Genomic DNA, 15,666 nt, shown 5'->3' on the forward strand with positions numbered 1-15,666 from the left:
GTATAATAGGGAACGGCTTCGGCACTGACAAACATCATGACGTTTTCCCATGTGATAGGGCTCCCTTCCATTATGACATAGCAGCTGCCGATCAGAAAAATCAGAACCTTTTCTGCGATGGCAGGGAGTATACCGATCCACACGGCTGCTCTTGTTGCCCCTCGTTTATGAGCAATCCCTGCGTACAGACCACCGACGATATATGGGATGACTACCATTACAGATCCTAAAACCAGTCCTGACACATCTCGATGTTGATCAATCGGCAGCTTCGTGATCGCAGTGTACATCCATGATGCAAGGAATAGGGTAACAAAATAGGAACCTGTAATCACATACCATCCATTTTTTATCACTGCTAGCCCCCCTGGGAACTGGAGTTCATACCGTATGACGAACAGATTGTCTGGCTGGTCACGTAAACATCAAAGCGATTTTTGCAGAAATTGCAACAACATTTTCGTATGGCGGTTTCTGTTCGTCGTACATAATTGTTCGCCTCAATAAGTGGAATATTTCAAATTTTGTGTGGAAATCCGTTTTTCCTGCCAGTTATGATGGTACTGTCACGAGCTTGTAAAAATCGGGGGGAAACCGGATGAATGCCTTTCACTACAATTGCTCCACGCGTATTGAAATGGGGATGGGCAAGGCTCTCCACCTGCCGGAACTGCTGCACTCCCTGCAGGTCGGCTCGTCCATATTGCTGGTCAGTGACCCCGGCGTGATCCGCGCGGGCCTGGTTGAACCGATCCAGACAGCTCTGCAGGAAGCGGGTTTTGCCGTGTCGCTGTTTGCGTCGCTCAGCCAAAATCCGCGGGATACGGAATGCTTGGCGGGAGCAGAACAATTCCGTGACACAGGTGCCAGCATGGTGGTGGCCATCGGCGGGGGAAGCGCCATGGACACGGGGAAAACGATCGCGCTGTGCGGACCAAATGGCGGAACGCCCGCCGACTACGCGGACGGACGGCTTCCCTACGCAAACATTGCCCCGATCATTTGCGTTCCCACTACAGCCGGGACGGGATCGGAAGTGACCCGCTCCGCAGTCATTACCGAGTCGGCCACGCACCGAAAAATGACGCTCAAACACGCCGCCTTGCGCCCAACGCTGGCCGTGCTTGATCCCAGTTTGACGCTCAGTGTTCCGCCCGCTGTCACTGCTGCCACCGGCGTCGACGCCTTGGTTCACGCCATCGAGGGGTATACCTGCAAGGTGACCAATCCGATCTCGCAAGCCCTCGGCGCCCGTGCGATGCAGACGATTGTCTCCGCACTGCCGGCTGCTTATGCCGATGGTCGAAATGTAGAGGCCCGTTCCGCCATGCTGGAGGGCAGTCTGCTGGCGGGGCTCTGTTTTGGCTCGGCGGATGTCGCGGCTGTGCACTGTCTGGCGGAAGCGCTCGGCGGGCTTTACGACACGCCCCACGGCGTCGCGAATGCAGTATTTTTGCCCCATGTGCTTCGGTTCAATGCAGTGGAAAACAAGCCGATGCACGCCAGATTGGCGCGTTACATGGGGTTTGCCGCCGATGCGGACGCGGACGAGTTGGCTGTCGAAAAGCTGATTGACGGCATTGAGGCCTTTACGCACAGCCTGGACATTCCAAAGCTGAAAGACTTGCCGGGTGTGCGCGAAGAGGACTTTCCGCGGATCGTAGAGCTGTCGGTGCAAAACGCCTCCACGCCAAGCAATGTGCGGACGATTACGGCGGAGGATTACCTGCGCATTCTGGAGGAGGCGTATCGGTCGTAAGAATGCCGGAAACAATTGAAGCGCTGCACTTCTGACGCAATCACCACAATGGGCTGACAATGGTGAACGAACACATGCTCCACGGACAGTGGGGCATTTTTTCTTGCATGTTCGCCTCATGTTCGCATATAATACAAACAAATGTTCGTATATACAGGAGGAATGACGATGATCGGGTACCTGCAGCGCTATATGAACAGCGGTCAGCTAGTCGAGATCATCTATCTGGATCGCCATGGGCGAACGTCGAAGCGAACTGTCCGAATTCATGAGATCAGCAGGGGGCGTGTAAAAGCCTACTGTTTTGCGCGTCGGGCGTTTCGCATCTTCTCCGTTGACAACATCCTCGCTGCAGTTCCAGTGGTGAAACAGCGTGCTGCAGGATATTGAACGGAAGGTGCTCCGCATCATCGCCAACTTTTCTGTTGGGCGCAGGCGAACGCCGAACGTGGATGAACTGTGCGTGAAAACAGGTCGTAGCCGCGCCGGTGTCATGGAGGTACTGGCCATTTTGGCACGGGAAGGGTACATCCAATGGGTTCGCTCACACCCGAACGACATCAAGCTGTTGGAAGCGTGGGAACGAAAGGAGACATCTAGATGGGGCAGAAAATAGGAGATTGGTTCAGAACCGCGCGGATGGTACAGCCGGAGAAAAAAACAGAAAGCGGGCCTGTGAACGCGGATGAAGGGCTTGCAGAGAGACCGGTTGTTGACGAGATCGACTATGATGAAAACTGTTTTCGTATCTATGACGCTACGCAGTACGACTACGCGATCAGCGTTACATGGTTCCGGGAAATATCCGCAGGACGCGGCGTGTTTGAAACGGCATGGGGGAGCGTAAAGCAGATTGACGCTGACGAACGACGGTTCCTGCTGGTCAGTGATTGGGATTCTGTGTGGATTCAGATCGAGGATGTCGTGCGTGTGACGAAATCGTACACCGGTTGACTCCTACAGCTCACTTGGTTCAAATGTTGTAAAATGTTGAAACCCCCATTATGGGGGTGGGGGTGGATTCATCATGCTTACAGACCGATATGACGTTCTCTTTATTTCGAGGAGGACAAAGCCACCTCAAATGCATCCAGGATTTCGAGAAAGCGCGATGCTTCTCTGAATACGTGATCAGCGAGCAGCGGCGGGATTATGCTTTTTATTCTGCATGCCTCAATCAGTTCACGTGCTGTCTTCTTGAAGTCGCGCAATTGACGTACGGAAACGCGATTTTGATCGACAAATTGTTCAAGGAGAGGAAGGGTTTGTGACTGAGGCCGCATGGAGTTGAGGTCAATCGCTTGATAAAGGAGTTGATCAAAGTCATGGCTAAACTCACGAGCCTGTTCGACAAGTTTTCTTTCGGAAGGATCAAGCAAGTGGTTGATAAATTTGGCGTGGTCTGCCATGATTCTGAGGAAAAATACATTTTCATTAATGATGGCATCGGGCAAGGGATCAAGGGTTCCCGTATTTAATTGCTCTAATCGATTCATGAAATAGGCAGCTTCCCTGCTGATATGATCGACCAACAAGGGAAAATTATTTCCCCCAATCTTGCAGCGAATAATCAAGTCAAGGACTCTTCGTTTGAACTTCCAAATGTGACAAACCGCATGGTGAACGACATTGTTAAATTCGAAAATTCTTTGCGGGTCTGCATCCGGCGAGAAGGCATGGGCCTGATTTTCAATGTCTTCAAAAATGTTGTAAAACCGATTGGCTTCGTCGATTAATTTGGTATCGTCATAACGAAACCCCAATTTAAGGAACAGGGAATGTTCTTTCATGATTCTTGACCAAAATCTGATTTCATCTAACGACCGACTCACAAATGTATCTGCCATACGGTAACTCCCCCATGCATTTTTGTGTCGCTTCGCGCAATCCTGGCCACTGGGAATGGACAGTTCCCAGCGTGGATTCGCATCCGCAGACGACTCCTTTGTATTTGCAAGTACGATGTATCTCTATGCCAATACCCAGGTCGTGGACTGGGCTTACGCCTACATTTTGAAAAAGTGCGAACTTGGACGCTCACGCCCAAAAATGTTTTGTGCTGGAAACTGGCAACCGGAACTTTTCCATTTCATTGGCGTCTTAACATTTTGCAACACATTTGACGAAAGAGGGAGAAGTTACTTGAAGAAGTACAGAAAACACTGCTTGAAGATGGTAGTCGCCGGCGTTTTGGCGTGGAGCAGCGTCGGTTTGACGGCTGCGGCGGAGTCCGTTACGTTTCAGGACGTCACCTCGGCCTACTGGGGGTACGATACGATCAGATGGGGTGTGGAGCAGCGTTTGGTTTCCGGTTTCCCGGACCGCACCTTCAAACCGGATCAGTACGTCAAGGAAAGCGAATTTTTGGCGATGCTGCTCCGTTATTACGCTAACCACGGAAACGCACTGACGCTTCAGCCTGCAGGTACATACTGGGCTGACGTTTATTATCGTCAGGCCGAAGCGTATCATTGGCCGGTGTCCCGTGCTCAGTCGGCTCGTCCGATCAAACGGGGCAGTGTAGCCAAACTGATTGCTGCCTCGCAGGGCTTCCGTTACGACACGAACAACGCGATCCAGTATTTGTACAACCAAGGGCTGGTCAAAGGGCGGGGGGAAACAGCCAGCTTGACCGGCTTTGCCAAGGAATCGTATCTCACCCGGACAGAAGCGGTTCAATTCATCAAGAATCTGGCGGACAAGTCCATCGTCCAAGCCAAACCGGCGCCCGATCAGCCGTCCACTCCGCTCATTCCGCCGAGTGAGAAATTGTACCCGTTCACCCAAAACGGCAAATGGGGATACATGGATGCTGCGGGTCGTGTCCTGGTCGATCCGCAGTTTAGCAATGCCAGACCGTTTCGGGATGGATTGGGGGCGGTATACTTCAACGGCAAATGGGGATTTGTCGGAGCCAATGGCGAATTGGCGATTCCCCTGCAGTTTGATGATGTGAAAGATTTCAGTGAGGGACTGGCTGCCGCGCGGGTCGGTTACAAGTACGGGTACATCAATAAACAAGGGAAGTGGGCCATCAACCCTGTCTATCCGCTGGGGTCTGCCTACGAGTATGACAGAGGCGTCGATTTTCAAGAGGGGCTTGCTGTCATTACACAAGGGAACAAGTACGCCTTCATCAACAAAAGCGGCAAGTTTGTCTCGGCAGCGTATGACGAGGTCATGCCGTTTCAGGAAGGACTTGCCGCCGCGCGGGTCGGCAACCTGTGGGGGTATATCGACCAAAACGGAAAGGTGGTCGTCAAACCGCAATTTGACATCGCCAACGACTTTCACGAAGGCCTGGCCGCGGTAGCGCGAAACGGTCGGTACGGCTATATCGGCAAAAACGGTGCCTACGTCATCAAGCCGCAATTTTCAGTGGAGGGGCTCAATTACAATTACAGCGGCAAGCCGCGGTTGTTTGACTTTCATGAAGGATTGGCCCGGGTTATGATCAGCGGGAAGTACGGGTATATCGACAAAACAGGAAAGACCGTCATTTCACCGACGTTTGACACCCGCAATCAAACAGGTGACTATGCCACGGATTTTTCTGACGGCCTGGCAATGGTCAGGATCGGATACCGATTCGGTTATATTGACAAGACCGGAAAAATGGTGATCCCGGCACAGTTTGATGAAGCAGAGTCATTCTCCGAGGGGCTGGCGCGCGTCCGCGTCAAGGGGAAAGACGGATTTATCGACAAAACCGGAACATGGGTGATTTCGCCGCAATTTTCCCATGCACGCAGTTTTCAAGACGGTTTGGCGCTTGTGACGCCGGACGGGTCGAACGATCAAATCTATATTGATAAAAAAGGAAACTACGTAATGAAACAAGTGGCTGGAACTGACCTGATCCAATGAAGTGAGGGGCGAATGACTTCATGACCAGATAACGATCCCAGGCGGTTGATCGCTTAGCGCTTGGGATCGCAGATGCTTTTGCAAAAATACAGATACATGAGATAGGCGATTCGCCCGTTCTCCGTCTTGTGATCAATGCACCGCTTCAGGCATTTCACCATTTTTCTGTCGCAGCTGCACGCAAAATAGCCGCGTTTTTGGTAACACTTGTCGTGCATCATGCAGCACCAGTCTATCTCGTCAATGGGCGGATTTGGCCCAGAACAGCCGGGACCGCACCAGTTTCCGTAAAAACAGGGAATTGATCCAAAACGCCGCTTGCGGATTGGCACTTCGCATCACCGCCATGGAAAGAGTTACTACTACCATATCGGGTTTCGCCAAAAGTGATTGTACGCTTATCTGATCGACTGACGCTGCTTTTTCACCATTGACAGTTCGGGGATTGGCAGCCGGCGTCAAGACTGGCAGAATGAAGAGGACAAGCCAGCTTCCCTGTACAGGGCCGAAGCGTTTGACGAAGGAGAGAATTCCATGAAGACGGCATTATACCAGATCGCCTATCAAATCGGCATCCATCCCACAAAAATGGCCAAGCTGGTGCGGGAAGGCGAAATTACCGGCGAGGTGCCGGGAGACAACCCGCAGTCCAAGGAGGCCTGGATCGACCTCCTCTCCCTGCGCAATTACATCGAGTGGCAGCGTGAGCAGGGGCGACTGGACGAAGCAGCCTATTGGAAGGCGATTCGCCACATTGAACGAACGCTTAAAAACCGGTAACCCGCAGACAAGGCAAAGGAAGTGGAACACCCGCCGGGAAGAGCGTCCCCATCTGTCTTTGCGTTGTACACAGTACGAAACGTTTTCCGCCTCAAACACAAAATAGAAAGGTGCAGTCAACCATTCGCACTTCGCTTTGTTTCTACACATGAATTGTCGCTGAAAACGTGGTATGCTGATAAGGAACCTTAGTGAAAAGAGGAGAAAGACCATGAAGCGACCAGAAGACACGCGCGTCGTCGTCGGCATGTCCGGTGGGGTCGACTCCTCCGTGACGGCTTACCTGCTGAAACAACAGGGATACGACGTCATCGGCATCTTTATGAAAAACTGGGATGATACCGATGAATTTGGCCACTGCACGGCGGAAGAAGACTTCCAGGACGTCCGGCGCGTCTGCGAACAAATAGGCATCCCGTACTACACGGTTAACTTTGAAAAAGAATACATGGAGAAAGTCTTCCAGTATTTTTTGGATGAATATAAACGGGGACGCACGCCCAACCCGGATGTCATGTGCAACCGGGAAATCAAGTTTGGCGAACTGCTCGACAAGGTGATGGACCTCGGCGCCGATTACATTGCGACCGGCCACTATGCCCGGGTGGAGTACCGGGACGGAGCGTATCGGCTGCTGCGCGGTGTTGACACCAACAAGGATCAGTCCTACTTTCTCAACGCCCTGAATCAGCACCAATTGTCCAAAACGATGTTTCCGCTCGGTTCCCTGACCAAGCCGCAGGTGCGGGAGATCGCGGAAAAAGCGGGGCTGGCCACCGCCAAGAAGAAGGACAGCACCGGGATCTGTTTCATCGGGGAGCGCAATTTCCGCGAGTTTCTGCAAAACTATCTGCCCGCCAAACCGGGGAACATCGAAACGGTGGACGGCGAAGTGATCGGCCGCCACGATGGCTTGATGTATTACACCCTGGGACAGCGGCAGGGGCTGGGTATCGGCGGCGGACACGGAAAGACCGGCCAACCGTGGTTTGTGGTTGACAAGGATTTGGAGCGCAACGTGCTGATTGTCGCCGAAGGGGCCGGCCATCCCCGCCTTTACTCTACCAGTCTGATCGCTACTGACGTGAACTGGATCAGCGGCAAGGAGCCGGAGTCTTCCTTTACCTGTACAGCCAAGTTTCGCTACCGACAACCGGATCAAGGTGTGACGGTGCATCTTCGCGAAGGCAACACCGTGGAGGTCGTCTTTGATCAGCCGCAAAAAGCGGTTACGCCGGGACAAGCCGTTGTCTTCTACAACGGGGAGGAGTGCCTCGGCGGCGGAATCATCGACCAGGTGACGCGGCTGGATGCAGAGAATTAACGCGGATGGGAGAATCGGAACGTGGAAGCGACACAGAAATCAAAGCTGATCATCGTTTCGTTTTTGCTGGGAGCGATACTCATCGGGGGACTGGCCTACATGGGCTTGTACACCACAAGTCAGGAGCACGTGTCGATGATTCACGAAAAGATCGCCAGCCAAGGGGGAAAGGTGACAGCCATTACCGTCGTCCCTGTGGATGAGAGCCCGTTTGAGAAGAGCGGAAAAGGAAACACGATCTACAAAATCACGTACGAAAAGGACGGCAACACCTTGACGGCGTGGTATCGCTCGATCAATCATTCCTCGATCATCAAAGAGGAAGAAGCGTGGATTCTCCCCAGGTAACACCCGAGAAAACAAAGAGATGACAGGGGATGTGAGTGCATGAACATGATCAATGCGGAACAACTGCGCGACCTGGCAAGCCTGATCCGCAGGCTGGAGCCAAATCTGGCGGGAGCGTCGCTGACGATCCTGGCATACGAGCAACGCGATGCCATTGCCAAGGCGTTGGTGGAAGGACTGGGTGCCGACGTACCGGTACAGACCAGTTCGGGGGAGTACGCCAACCATCTGGCTGTTGTCCGGGTGGGAGGCAACAAGTACACGATCGCCCAGGACTGGCGGGAGGTGTACATTGCCGAGATCAATTACTGTCCATGCCGGATTCCGCCGCAATCGCACGGACTGCTCGTCTATCATAATGATTATCCCGGCGTGATTTACGACGTGTCCCGCATATTAGCCGACAATCAAATCAACATCTCCAAATTGAATGTCTCCCGAGAGCAAAAAGGGAAAAACGCGCTGCTCGTGTCCGTTACCGACGAAGCCATTACGCCTGACGTGGTCACTGCCATTGAGAAACTGCCGCAGATCACCCGCGTGATTTCCCTCCAATGAAGCACACGGCCGTCCGCAACCGCGGGCGGCTGTTTTTTGTACATCATTTGTACATCAGCAGATGGATGAGCGGGACGGGGCTGTATTCGGTCTGGTGGCCAAAATCGGGCCCCTCCAAATTGTACGAGACCCGGGCTGGGAGAAACGCTTCTGATTTGTCCGCTCCCCTCATATGTATAAAAGGGATGAACATGAAAATGTAAGAGGAGGAGTGGCCATCGATGATCTACGCGCAGCCGGGACAACCAGGGGCAAAGGTTTCGTTCAAAAAGCGGTACGAAAATTTTATCGGAGGGAAATGGGTTCCGCCGGTAAAAGGGGAGTACTTTGAAAATGTCACGCCCATAACGGGACGGGCATTTTGCGAAGTGCCGCGCTCCACGGCGGACGATATTGAATTGGCGCTGGATGCGGCTCATGAGGCAAAAGCAGCGTGGGGGCGCACATCACCGGCAGAGCGGGCGGCCCTCTTGAACAAAATCGCCGACCGCATGGAAGCCAATCTGGAAATGCTGGCCGTAGCGGAAACGTGGGACAACGGCAAGCCGATTCGCGAGGCGCTGGCAGCCGATCTGCCGCTGGCGATCGATCATTTCCGCTACTTTGCCGGCTGCATCCGGGCCCAGGAAGGAAGCATCAGCCAAATCGACGAGCACACGGTGGCCTACCATTTCCACGAGCCGCTCGGCGTCGTCGGTCAAATCATCCCGTGGAACTTTCCGCTGCTGATGGCCGTATGGAAACTGGCTCCGGCACTCGCCGCAGGCAACTGCGTCGTGTTGAAGCCGGCCGAACAGACGCCCGCGTCCGTTCTGGTCTTCCTCGAACTGGTGCAGGACCTCATTCCGCCCGGTGTCGTCAATGTGGTCAACGGCTTTGGACTGGAAGCCGGCAAACCGCTGGCCACCAGCAACCGGATCGCCAAAATTGCCTTTACAGGGGAGACGACGACCGGCCGCCTGATCATGCAGTACGCGTCGCAAAACATCATCCCGGTGACGCTGGAGTTGGGCGGCAAGTCGCCAAACATCTTCTTTGAGGACGTCTGCGCCAAGGATGACGCGTTTTTCAACAAAGCGGTGGAAGGATTCGTCATGTTTGCGCTCAATCAGGGCGAGGTCTGCACGTGCCCGTCACGCGCCTTTATCCAGGAGTCGATATACGACCGGTTCATGGAAAAAGCGCTGGCCCGCGTTGCGGCGATCAAGCAGGGCAACCCGCTCGACACAGAGACGATGATCGGTGCGCAGGCGTCGGCGGAACAATTGGAAAAAATCCTCTCCTACCTCGACATCGGCAGACAGGAAGGGGCTCAGTGTCTGATCGGCGGCGAGCGGAACATCCTTCCCGGCGAGCTGAAAGACGGGTACTACGTCAAGCCGACCGTGTTCAAAGGGCATAACAAGATGCGCATTTTCCAGGAAGAGATCTTCGGCCCGGTCGTCTCCGTGGCCACCTTCCGGAACCAGGAGGAAGCGCTGGAACTGGCCAACGACACGCTGTACGGGCTGGGGGCAGGCGTTTGGACCCGCGACGTGAATCTGGCGTACCGGATGGGGCGCGAGATCCAGGCCGGCCGCGTCTGGACCAACTGCTACCACGCCTATCCGGCGCATGCCGCGTTTGGCGGGTACAAGGTATCCGGCATTGGCCGCGAGACGCACAAGATGATGCTTGAGCACTATCAGCAGACGAAAAACCTGTTGGTCAGCTACAGCCCGGATGCGCTCGGATTGTTCTGAGCGAGACAAAGCCCCTGTAAAAGGAGGAAGCGCATGGGCACAGTGCCGAAAGTGCTGGCAACAGAAGCGGCGCTGCGGTTGATCGAGCGGCTGAAGGAGAGGTACGGACCGCTGTTGTTCCACCAGTCGGGCGGTTGCTGCGATGGCAGCTCGCCGATGTGCTATCCGCGCGGAGAATTTCTCATCGGGGAAAACGACGTGCTGTTGGGCGAGATCGGCGAGACGCCGTTTTACATGAGCGCCGCCCAGTACGAATACTGGAAGCACACGCAGCTCATCATCGACGTGGTGCCGGGGAGAGGGGGCATGTTCTCCCTGGAAGGGCCGGAGGGCGTCCGCTTTCTCACCCGCTCGCGGGTGTTTACCGACGAGGAGATCCGCACGTTAAAAGAATCTGGCGAGCTGTGACAAGCGGCGGCGCGGTAAACTTCCGAAGCAAGTAACAAAGCATCCCGGAGGATCATCTTCGGGATGCTTTTTTTGCGGCAAACGTGTGAGCGTTTGGGCGAGACAAACACCTATCTGCCTCGCATTGAATACATGGAAGAGAGAGACAAAACGCGAAGGAGGAGGCGCATGCAAATTCATGTGGTGCAGCCGGGACAGACACTGTCAGGCATCGCCCAGGCGTACGATTCGTCTGTCGAAGCGATCGCGCGGGCCAATGAGCTCCCTGATCCCGGCAGGCTTGTCGTCGGACAGGCGCTGGTGATCCCCATCCGGGGCAGCTATTACTGGGTGAGGCAGGGTGATACGCTGTACACCATTGGCCAGCGTTTTGGCATCAGTGCCGCGGAACTGGCCCGGGCCAATCAAATTTCACAATTCCGTCCCCTGCAGGTAGGGATGCGGTTGTTCATTCCGCCGCGCCCGCGACCGGCGGCTGACTTTAACGCCTATGCCGAGCCGCGGCGAACGGTGACCCCGGCATTGGAGGCAGACGTGCGCAGAGCGGCGCCGCATCTGACGTATCTGGCGCCGTTCAGCTTTCGGATCAGGCGGGACGGCACGCTGTCGCCCCCGCCGCTAAATGACTTTGCGCAGATTGCCCGGGAGAATCGGAACGTCCTGATGATGGTGGTCACCAATCTGGAGGGGGAACGGTTCAGTTCAGATCTGGGCAGCCTGGTGTTGAACGACATGTCAGTGCAAAACCGGCTGCTGGACAACATCATCAGTACATCGCAGCGGCTTGGTTTTGGCGACATACACTTCGACTTGGAAGCTCTGCCTGCTGCTGATCGGGACGCCTACGTCCGCTTTTTGCGACGCGCCCGCCAGCGGGCGAGCGCAGTGGGAAAAATGGTCTCCGCCGCCCTGGCACCCAAGACCAGAGCAGATCAGCCTGGTCTTTGGTACCCCGCCCACGACTACCGGGCAATCGGAGAAATCGTCGACTTTGTCGTGATCATGACGTACGAATGGGGATACAGCGGCGGTCCGCCCATGCCGGTTTCGCCCATTGGTCCCGTACGCCGGGTCCTGGAGTACGCCTTGACGGAAATGCCCGCCAACAAAATCTTGATGGGCCAGAATTTGTACGGGTACGACTGGAGGCTGCCCTTCCAGCCCGGCACGACCGCTCGCTCCCTCAGCCCGCAGGCGGCAATCGCGTTGGCACGGGAGCGGAACGTCAACATTCAGTACGATTATCAAGCGCAGGCGCCGTTTTTCGAGTACACGGACGACGATCAGAACCGCCATCGCGTCTGGTTCGAAGACGCCCGTTCGATCCAGGCCAAGTTCAACCTGGTCAAGGAACTGGGCCTGCGCGGCGTCAGCTACTGGAAATTGGGGCTGCCGTTTCCGCAAAACTGGCTGTTGATCGAAGACAATTTTCGCGTTCGCAAACGAGTGTGAAGACTACGCAGAAACAAAAGGCGTACCTCCGAACGGGGCGTACGCCTTTTTCTTCGCCTGCCACTCATGGTATGATGGTGCAAAACGGAAGAAGGAGAGGGCATATGGGAGAATGCAGACTGAATCACAGCGTGGAAGACGTGCGGGCGAAGCTGGCGGAGCAGACGCCCTACCTGCCCGAAGCGCTGGCAGCCCGTCTTGAGGAATTGCTCGCAACGCCGCTGTCCCAGGAGACGTTGAACGAACTGTTTCATTTGTTGAAAAAATACGATCTCGCTTCGCCGGAGGAACGAGCAGAACGGGAGCAAAAACTGGCGCGACTGGCCGGCTGAGCGACACGTACATACGGCAGTATCCGGACGAGGGAGACTTGCGTGAAGCGAAATGGATAAAACCTGCTGGAAGACAAAAATCGGCAGTAAGGAGCGGCTATGAACAACCGATTGTACTATGACGATCCGTATTTGCACACCTTTGAAGCAAGCGTGCTGAAATGGGGGACGGAACCCGACGGGACACCGTACGTGGTGCTGGACCGCACTGCCTTTTACCCGACAGGGGGAGGGCAGCCCTGCGATTTGGGCGAGCTGGGCGGCATCCGCGTCATCGACGTGGTGGAAGTGGACGGTGACATCCGCCACCGCTTGGAAGCTCCGCTGCCCCAGGAGCGGCAGCAGATTGCGGGCCAAATCGATTGGCCCAGGCGGTTTGATCACATGCAGCAGCACGCCGGGCAGCACATCCTCTCGGCGTCGTTTGTCGAGGTACTGGGGGCAGAGACCGTCGCCTTTCACCTCGGCAGGGATTACGTCACCATTGATGTCCGGTTGGATGAGCTGTCCATTCAGCAGGCGGAGCAGGTAGAAGCCCTGGCCAACCGCATCGTGCTGGAAAACCGGCCCATCGAGGCACGGTTTGTCACGGACGCTGAACTGGCCCTCATGCCTCTTTGCAAACAGCCAACCGTCAGCGAAAACATTCGTGTGGTAATTATCCCGGACTTTGACTACAACCCCTGCGGCGGCACCCATCCGGCTCGGACCGGCGAAGTGGGGCCGATTAAAATCATCGGGTGGGAGCGGCACCGCGGCAACATCCGGGTCACGTTCCTCTGCGGTTGGCGGGCTCTCGCCGACTATTCCCGCAAGCATCTGCTGCTGCGTGAGTTGACCCGCACGCTGAGTGCCGGCGAGCCGGAGTTGGCCGAGCAGGTACAGCGGCTGGTGACAGAACGGGAGCAGCTGAAAGCGGCGCTGGAGGAAAAAGAAACACAATTGCTCGAAGGAGAAGCGCAGTCTCTGCTGGCGCAGGCGGTACCGCTGTCTGACGTACGGCTGGTGAAGGCCGTGTGGGCTGGCCGGAGCATGCAGCAGCTGCAGCAGCTCGCCAAACTGGTAACGGCACAGGCAGCGGACGCGGTCTGTCTGTTCGCGGCCGAGGGAGACAAGCTGCAGATTCTGTTCGCTCGCGGCGAGCAGGTGGCGCTGCCGATGAACCAGTTGCTCAAGGATACGCTGCCCTTGATCGACGGCAAAGGAGGCGGCAATCCTGCGCTGGCCCAGGGAGGGGGCGCGCCGATTCTTCCTGCGGAAGCGGTGCTGGCACACGCCTGCCGGCTGCTGGAAGAATCGATCAGGGTATAACAGGACTGACGCTTTTTCAAGAAAGGAGAGATAGACATGTCGCTGTGGCAAACGGGAGATTTGGTACGCGTCTCCTACAGAACGGGCGAATACGTGACGGAAGTGTTGGAAAATCACGGGGACAAACTGCTGGTCAAGGTGCTTGCGGTATTGAAATACCCGACGCAGGGCGACCTGCACAACCCATACGAGGTGGATGTGCCGCTGTTTCATCAGCGTCCCGCGCTGTCTTATCAGGAAAAGATCATGGTGCCCAGTCAGACCGTGATCCGTTACGGTGGAGCGGTGCCCGACTACAAGGAATCGGTTCAGACCGCTTTGGAGCGGGAGATGGACAAACTGCGCAAAATGGTCACGTGGGCCCAGCGCTGTCTCGACGAGTTGGAGGCACTGCGCAAGGAGACCTTTACAAACTAAGGGCAGCGTGCTACTGTAGTAGTCGAGCAAGCAAAACTGCATAGCGCAAATACCAAACGGGGGCCGAGCATAGTCGGCTGAGATTGTAACGAATGTGTTACTGACCGTTGAACCTGACCTGGGTCATGCCAGCGGAGGAAGAGGTATCGGCTGCATTAACGCACTGTCGTGATTTCGTGCCGCGACACGCGGACCGAAGTGCGATCACTGCACATGCATAACCAAAACCATCCGTGGCGGATGGTTTTTTTGTTTGCCGTCCGCCCGACATCGGTGCAAACGGCTTCTTCTGTCTGGACTTCGGTCAGGCAGGGAAGCCGTTTTTTTATCGGCTGGAAGACGACAAGCGGCCGGCCATTCCCGACGGCGCTGACGAAAGGAGGGGGACCATGCTGGTACAGTTGAACGGCAAACGCGTGGAGCTGGACGACGAGGTTAATACTGTCAGAGCCCTGCTAATGTCCTACCAACTGCAGGAAAAGATCGTGGTCGTGGAGCGCAACGGCGAGATTGTCGACCGCGCCCGTTATGAAACCACGCCAGTCGCAGACGGCGATCGAATCGAAATCGTTCACTTTGTCGGAGGAGGCTGACAAGATGGATACATTGAAAATTGGACCGTATGAGTTTCGTTCCCGCCTCTTGCTGGGAACCGGTAAATTTCCCGATTTGGACACGCAGACCCAGGCGGTGGCAGTATCGGAAGCGGAGATCCTTACCTTTGCCGTGCGCCGGCTCAATTTGGAAGATCCGCACGCGCCCAACTTTTTGGAACGGTTGGATTTGAAAAAATTCACCCTGCTGCCAAACACGGCAGGCGCTTACACGGCCGAGGAGGCGGTGCGGATCGCCCGGCTGGCCAAGGCGTCGGGGCTGTGCGACATGATCAAGGTGGAAGTGATCGGCGATCCCAAGACGCTTCTGCCTGATCCGATCGGCACCTTGGAGGCATCCCGCATCCTGGTGCAAGAAGGCTTCATCGTATTGACCTACACCAACGATGACCCGATTCTCGCCAAGCGGCTGCAGGAAGTGGGTGTGCACGCAGTCATGCCGGGAGCGTCTCCGATCGGTTCCGGCCAAGGGATTCTCAATGAGCACAACCTGCGCTTCATCATCGAAGACGCCAAGGTTCCGGTTATCGTGGACGCGGGCATCGGGTCTCCGGCCGACTGCGCCAAGGCGATGGAGTTGGGTGCGGACGGCGTCCTGCTGAACACGGCCGTGGCGCTGGCAGACAACCCGGTGCTGATGGCCGAAGCGATGAAATTGGCCGTGGAGGCGGGGCGCAAGGGTTTCCTCGCCGGGCGCATCCCGAAAAAGCGTTACGCCTCGGCCAGCAGTCCGACAGAAGGGATGATTGAATAA

The 15,666-nt window shown here is 55.6% G+C and carries 21 protein-coding genes and 1 riboswitch; of the genes, 17 read left to right on the forward strand and 4 right to left on the reverse strand.

The features are described from left to right. Positions 1-356 (reverse strand): hypothetical protein (locus KDN35_RS01740; RefSeq protein ID WP_212131935.1); only part of this gene is annotated, 356 nt, incomplete at its 3' end. A 242-nt stretch (positions 357-598) separates the two neighbouring features. On the opposite strand from KDN35_RS01740, the gene KDN35_RS01745 reads away from it, so the two are divergent. The 4 genes from KDN35_RS01745 (at position 599) to KDN35_RS01760 (ending at position 2,713) form a co-directional block, all read left to right on the forward strand. After that, the gene (locus KDN35_RS01745; protein WP_212131936.1) at positions 599-1,759 is read left to right on the forward strand and encodes an iron-containing alcohol dehydrogenase; all 1,161 of its coding nucleotides are present in this window, start codon (positions 599-601) and stop codon (positions 1,757-1,759) included. A 168-nt stretch (positions 1,760-1,927) separates the two neighbouring features. Then, positions 1,928-2,149 carry a WYL domain-containing protein gene (locus KDN35_RS01750; protein WP_171564793.1) on the forward strand — a complete coding sequence of 74 codons (222 nt, stop codon included), beginning with the start codon at positions 1,928-1,930 and terminating at the stop codon, positions 2,147-2,149. Next, positions 2,133-2,375, forward strand: a complete 243-nt coding sequence (locus KDN35_RS01755) for a LexA family transcriptional regulator (RefSeq protein ID WP_212131937.1) — start codon at positions 2,133-2,135, stop codon at positions 2,373-2,375. Before KDN35_RS01750 ends, KDN35_RS01755 begins: the two co-directional genes overlap by 17 nt. A 59-nt stretch (positions 2,376-2,434) precedes the next feature. Continuing rightward, on the forward strand, positions 2,435-2,713 hold the full coding sequence (locus KDN35_RS01760; protein ID WP_249178862.1) for a YolD-like family protein: 279 nt from the start codon (positions 2,435-2,437) through the stop codon (positions 2,711-2,713). A 101-nt stretch (positions 2,714-2,814) separates the two neighbouring features. Here KDN35_RS01760 and KDN35_RS01765 read toward each other — a convergent pair whose 3' ends face one another. Beyond that, on the reverse strand, positions 2,815-3,606 hold the full coding sequence (locus KDN35_RS01765) for a DUF2935 domain-containing protein (protein WP_171564796.1): 792 nt from the start codon (positions 3,604-3,606) through the stop codon (positions 2,815-2,817). A gap of 295 nt (positions 3,607-3,901) precedes the next feature. Between KDN35_RS01765 and KDN35_RS01770 the strand changes: the two genes are divergently transcribed. Further along, positions 3,902-5,626: a WG repeat-containing protein gene (locus KDN35_RS01770; protein ID WP_212131939.1), complete on the forward strand. Its 1,725-nt coding sequence runs from the start codon at positions 3,902-3,904 to the stop codon at positions 5,624-5,626. Positions 5,627-5,679: 53 nt separating this feature from the next. On the opposite strand, the gene KDN35_RS20220 is transcribed toward KDN35_RS01770, so the two are convergent. Then, a complete protein-coding gene (locus tag KDN35_RS20220; RefSeq protein ID WP_230077890.1) occupies positions 5,680-5,928 on the reverse strand; it encodes a phospholipase A2 family protein in 249 nt (82 codons plus the stop codon). Further along, positions 5,867-5,995, reverse strand: coding sequence for a hypothetical protein (locus KDN35_RS20045; RefSeq protein ID WP_256379856.1), 129 nt, complete (start codon positions 5,993-5,995; stop codon positions 5,867-5,869). The genes KDN35_RS20220 and KDN35_RS20045 overlap by 62 nt, the downstream gene beginning before the upstream one ends. A gap of 165 nt (positions 5,996-6,160) precedes the next feature. Here KDN35_RS20045 and KDN35_RS01780 point away from each other — a divergent pair, with 165 nt between their 5' ends. The 12 genes from KDN35_RS01780 (at position 6,161) to KDN35_RS01835 (ending at position 15,666) form a co-directional block, all read left to right on the forward strand. Continuing rightward, positions 6,161-6,406, forward strand: a complete 246-nt coding sequence (locus tag KDN35_RS01780) for a hypothetical protein (RefSeq protein ID WP_171564799.1) — start codon at positions 6,161-6,163, stop codon at positions 6,404-6,406. Positions 6,407-6,617: 211 nt separating this feature from the next. Further along, positions 6,618-7,730, forward strand: coding sequence for a tRNA 2-thiouridine(34) synthase MnmA (mnmA, locus tag KDN35_RS01785; protein ID WP_212131940.1), 1,113 nt, complete (start codon positions 6,618-6,620; stop codon positions 7,728-7,730). 21 nt (positions 7,731-7,751) lie between these two features. Next, entirely contained in the window at positions 7,752-8,078 is a 327-nt protein-coding gene (locus KDN35_RS01790) for a hypothetical protein (protein WP_171564801.1), read from the forward strand. Positions 8,079-8,123: 45 nt separating this feature from the next. Further along, positions 8,124-8,636, forward strand: coding sequence for an ACT domain-containing protein (locus KDN35_RS01795; RefSeq protein WP_212132044.1), 513 nt, complete (start codon positions 8,124-8,126; stop codon positions 8,634-8,636). Between the two features lie 221 nt (positions 8,637-8,857). Then, positions 8,858-10,378: an aldehyde dehydrogenase gene (gene adh / locus KDN35_RS01800; RefSeq protein WP_171564802.1), complete on the forward strand. Its 1,521-nt coding sequence runs from the start codon at positions 8,858-8,860 to the stop codon at positions 10,376-10,378. Positions 10,379-10,411: 33 nt separating this feature from the next. Next, complete coding sequence (locus KDN35_RS01805; protein WP_171564803.1) at positions 10,412-10,786, forward strand: DUF779 domain-containing protein; 375 nt, start codon at positions 10,412-10,414, stop codon at positions 10,784-10,786. 168 nt (positions 10,787-10,954) lie between these two features. Then, the gene (locus KDN35_RS01810; RefSeq protein WP_171564804.1) at positions 10,955-12,238 is read left to right on the forward strand and encodes a glycoside hydrolase family 18 protein; all 1,284 of its coding nucleotides are present in this window, start codon (positions 10,955-10,957) and stop codon (positions 12,236-12,238) included. A 104-nt stretch (positions 12,239-12,342) separates the two neighbouring features. Continuing rightward, complete coding sequence (locus tag KDN35_RS01815) at positions 12,343-12,570, forward strand: 50S ribosomal protein L7ae (protein WP_171564805.1); 228 nt, start codon at positions 12,343-12,345, stop codon at positions 12,568-12,570. A gap of 99 nt (positions 12,571-12,669) precedes the next feature. Beyond that, the gene (locus tag KDN35_RS01820) at positions 12,670-13,881 is read left to right on the forward strand and encodes an alanyl-tRNA editing protein (protein WP_171564806.1); all 1,212 of its coding nucleotides are present in this window, start codon (positions 12,670-12,672) and stop codon (positions 13,879-13,881) included. Between the two features lie 36 nt (positions 13,882-13,917). Continuing rightward, positions 13,918-14,298 (forward strand): kinase-associated lipoprotein KapB, encoded by a 381-nt coding sequence (gene kapB / locus KDN35_RS01825; RefSeq protein ID WP_171564807.1) that lies wholly within the window; start codon positions 13,918-13,920, stop codon positions 14,296-14,298. A 46-nt stretch (positions 14,299-14,344) separates the two neighbouring features. Continuing rightward, positions 14,345-14,455: riboswitch (TPP riboswitch) on the forward strand. 232 nt (positions 14,456-14,687) lie between these two features. Then, positions 14,688-14,891: a sulfur carrier protein ThiS gene (gene thiS / locus KDN35_RS01830; RefSeq protein ID WP_171564808.1), complete on the forward strand. Its 204-nt coding sequence runs from the start codon at positions 14,688-14,690 to the stop codon at positions 14,889-14,891. 4 nt (positions 14,892-14,895) lie between these two features. Further along, positions 14,896-15,666, forward strand: coding sequence for a thiazole synthase (locus KDN35_RS01835; RefSeq protein ID WP_212131941.1), 771 nt, complete (start codon positions 14,896-14,898; stop codon positions 15,664-15,666).

The organism is Brevibacillus sp. NL20B1 (assembly GCF_018195675.1).
GTDB classification, from domain to species: domain Bacteria; phylum Bacillota; class Bacilli; order Brevibacillales; family Brevibacillaceae; genus Brevibacillus; species Brevibacillus aydinogluensis.

Coding starts and splice junctions, on each gene's coding strand:
- KDN35_RS01745 (WP_212131936.1), top strand. CDS start 599: ATGAATGCCTTTCACTACAATTGCTCCACGCGTATTGAAATGGGGATG.
- KDN35_RS01750 (WP_171564793.1), top strand. CDS start 1,928: ATGATCGGGTACCTGCAGCGCTATATGAACAGCGGTCAGCTAGTCGAG.
- KDN35_RS01765 (WP_171564796.1), bottom strand. CDS start 3,606: ATGGCAGATACATTTGTGAGTCGGTCGTTAGATGAAATCAGATTTTGG.
- KDN35_RS20045 (WP_256379856.1), bottom strand. CDS start 5,995: ATGGTAGTAGTAACTCTTTCCATGGCGGTGATGCGAAGTGCCAATCCG.
- KDN35_RS01780 (WP_171564799.1), top strand. CDS start 6,161: ATGAAGACGGCATTATACCAGATCGCCTATCAAATCGGCATCCATCCC.
- mnmA (WP_212131940.1), top strand. CDS start 6,618: ATGAAGCGACCAGAAGACACGCGCGTCGTCGTCGGCATGTCCGGTGGG.
- KDN35_RS01795 (WP_212132044.1), top strand. CDS start 8,124: ATGATCAATGCGGAACAACTGCGCGACCTGGCAAGCCTGATCCGCAGG.
- adh (WP_171564802.1), top strand. CDS start 8,858: ATGATCTACGCGCAGCCGGGACAACCAGGGGCAAAGGTTTCGTTCAAA.
- KDN35_RS01805 (WP_171564803.1), top strand. CDS start 10,412: ATGGGCACAGTGCCGAAAGTGCTGGCAACAGAAGCGGCGCTGCGGTTG.
- KDN35_RS01810 (WP_171564804.1), top strand. CDS start 10,955: ATGCAAATTCATGTGGTGCAGCCGGGACAGACACTGTCAGGCATCGCC.
- KDN35_RS01815 (WP_171564805.1), top strand. CDS start 12,343: ATGGGAGAATGCAGACTGAATCACAGCGTGGAAGACGTGCGGGCGAAG.
- KDN35_RS01820 (WP_171564806.1), top strand. CDS start 12,670: ATGAACAACCGATTGTACTATGACGATCCGTATTTGCACACCTTTGAA.
- kapB (WP_171564807.1), top strand. CDS start 13,918: ATGTCGCTGTGGCAAACGGGAGATTTGGTACGCGTCTCCTACAGAACG.
- thiS (WP_171564808.1), top strand. CDS start 14,688: ATGCTGGTACAGTTGAACGGCAAACGCGTGGAGCTGGACGACGAGGTT.
- KDN35_RS01835 (WP_212131941.1), top strand. CDS start 14,896: ATGGATACATTGAAAATTGGACCGTATGAGTTTCGTTCCCGCCTCTTG.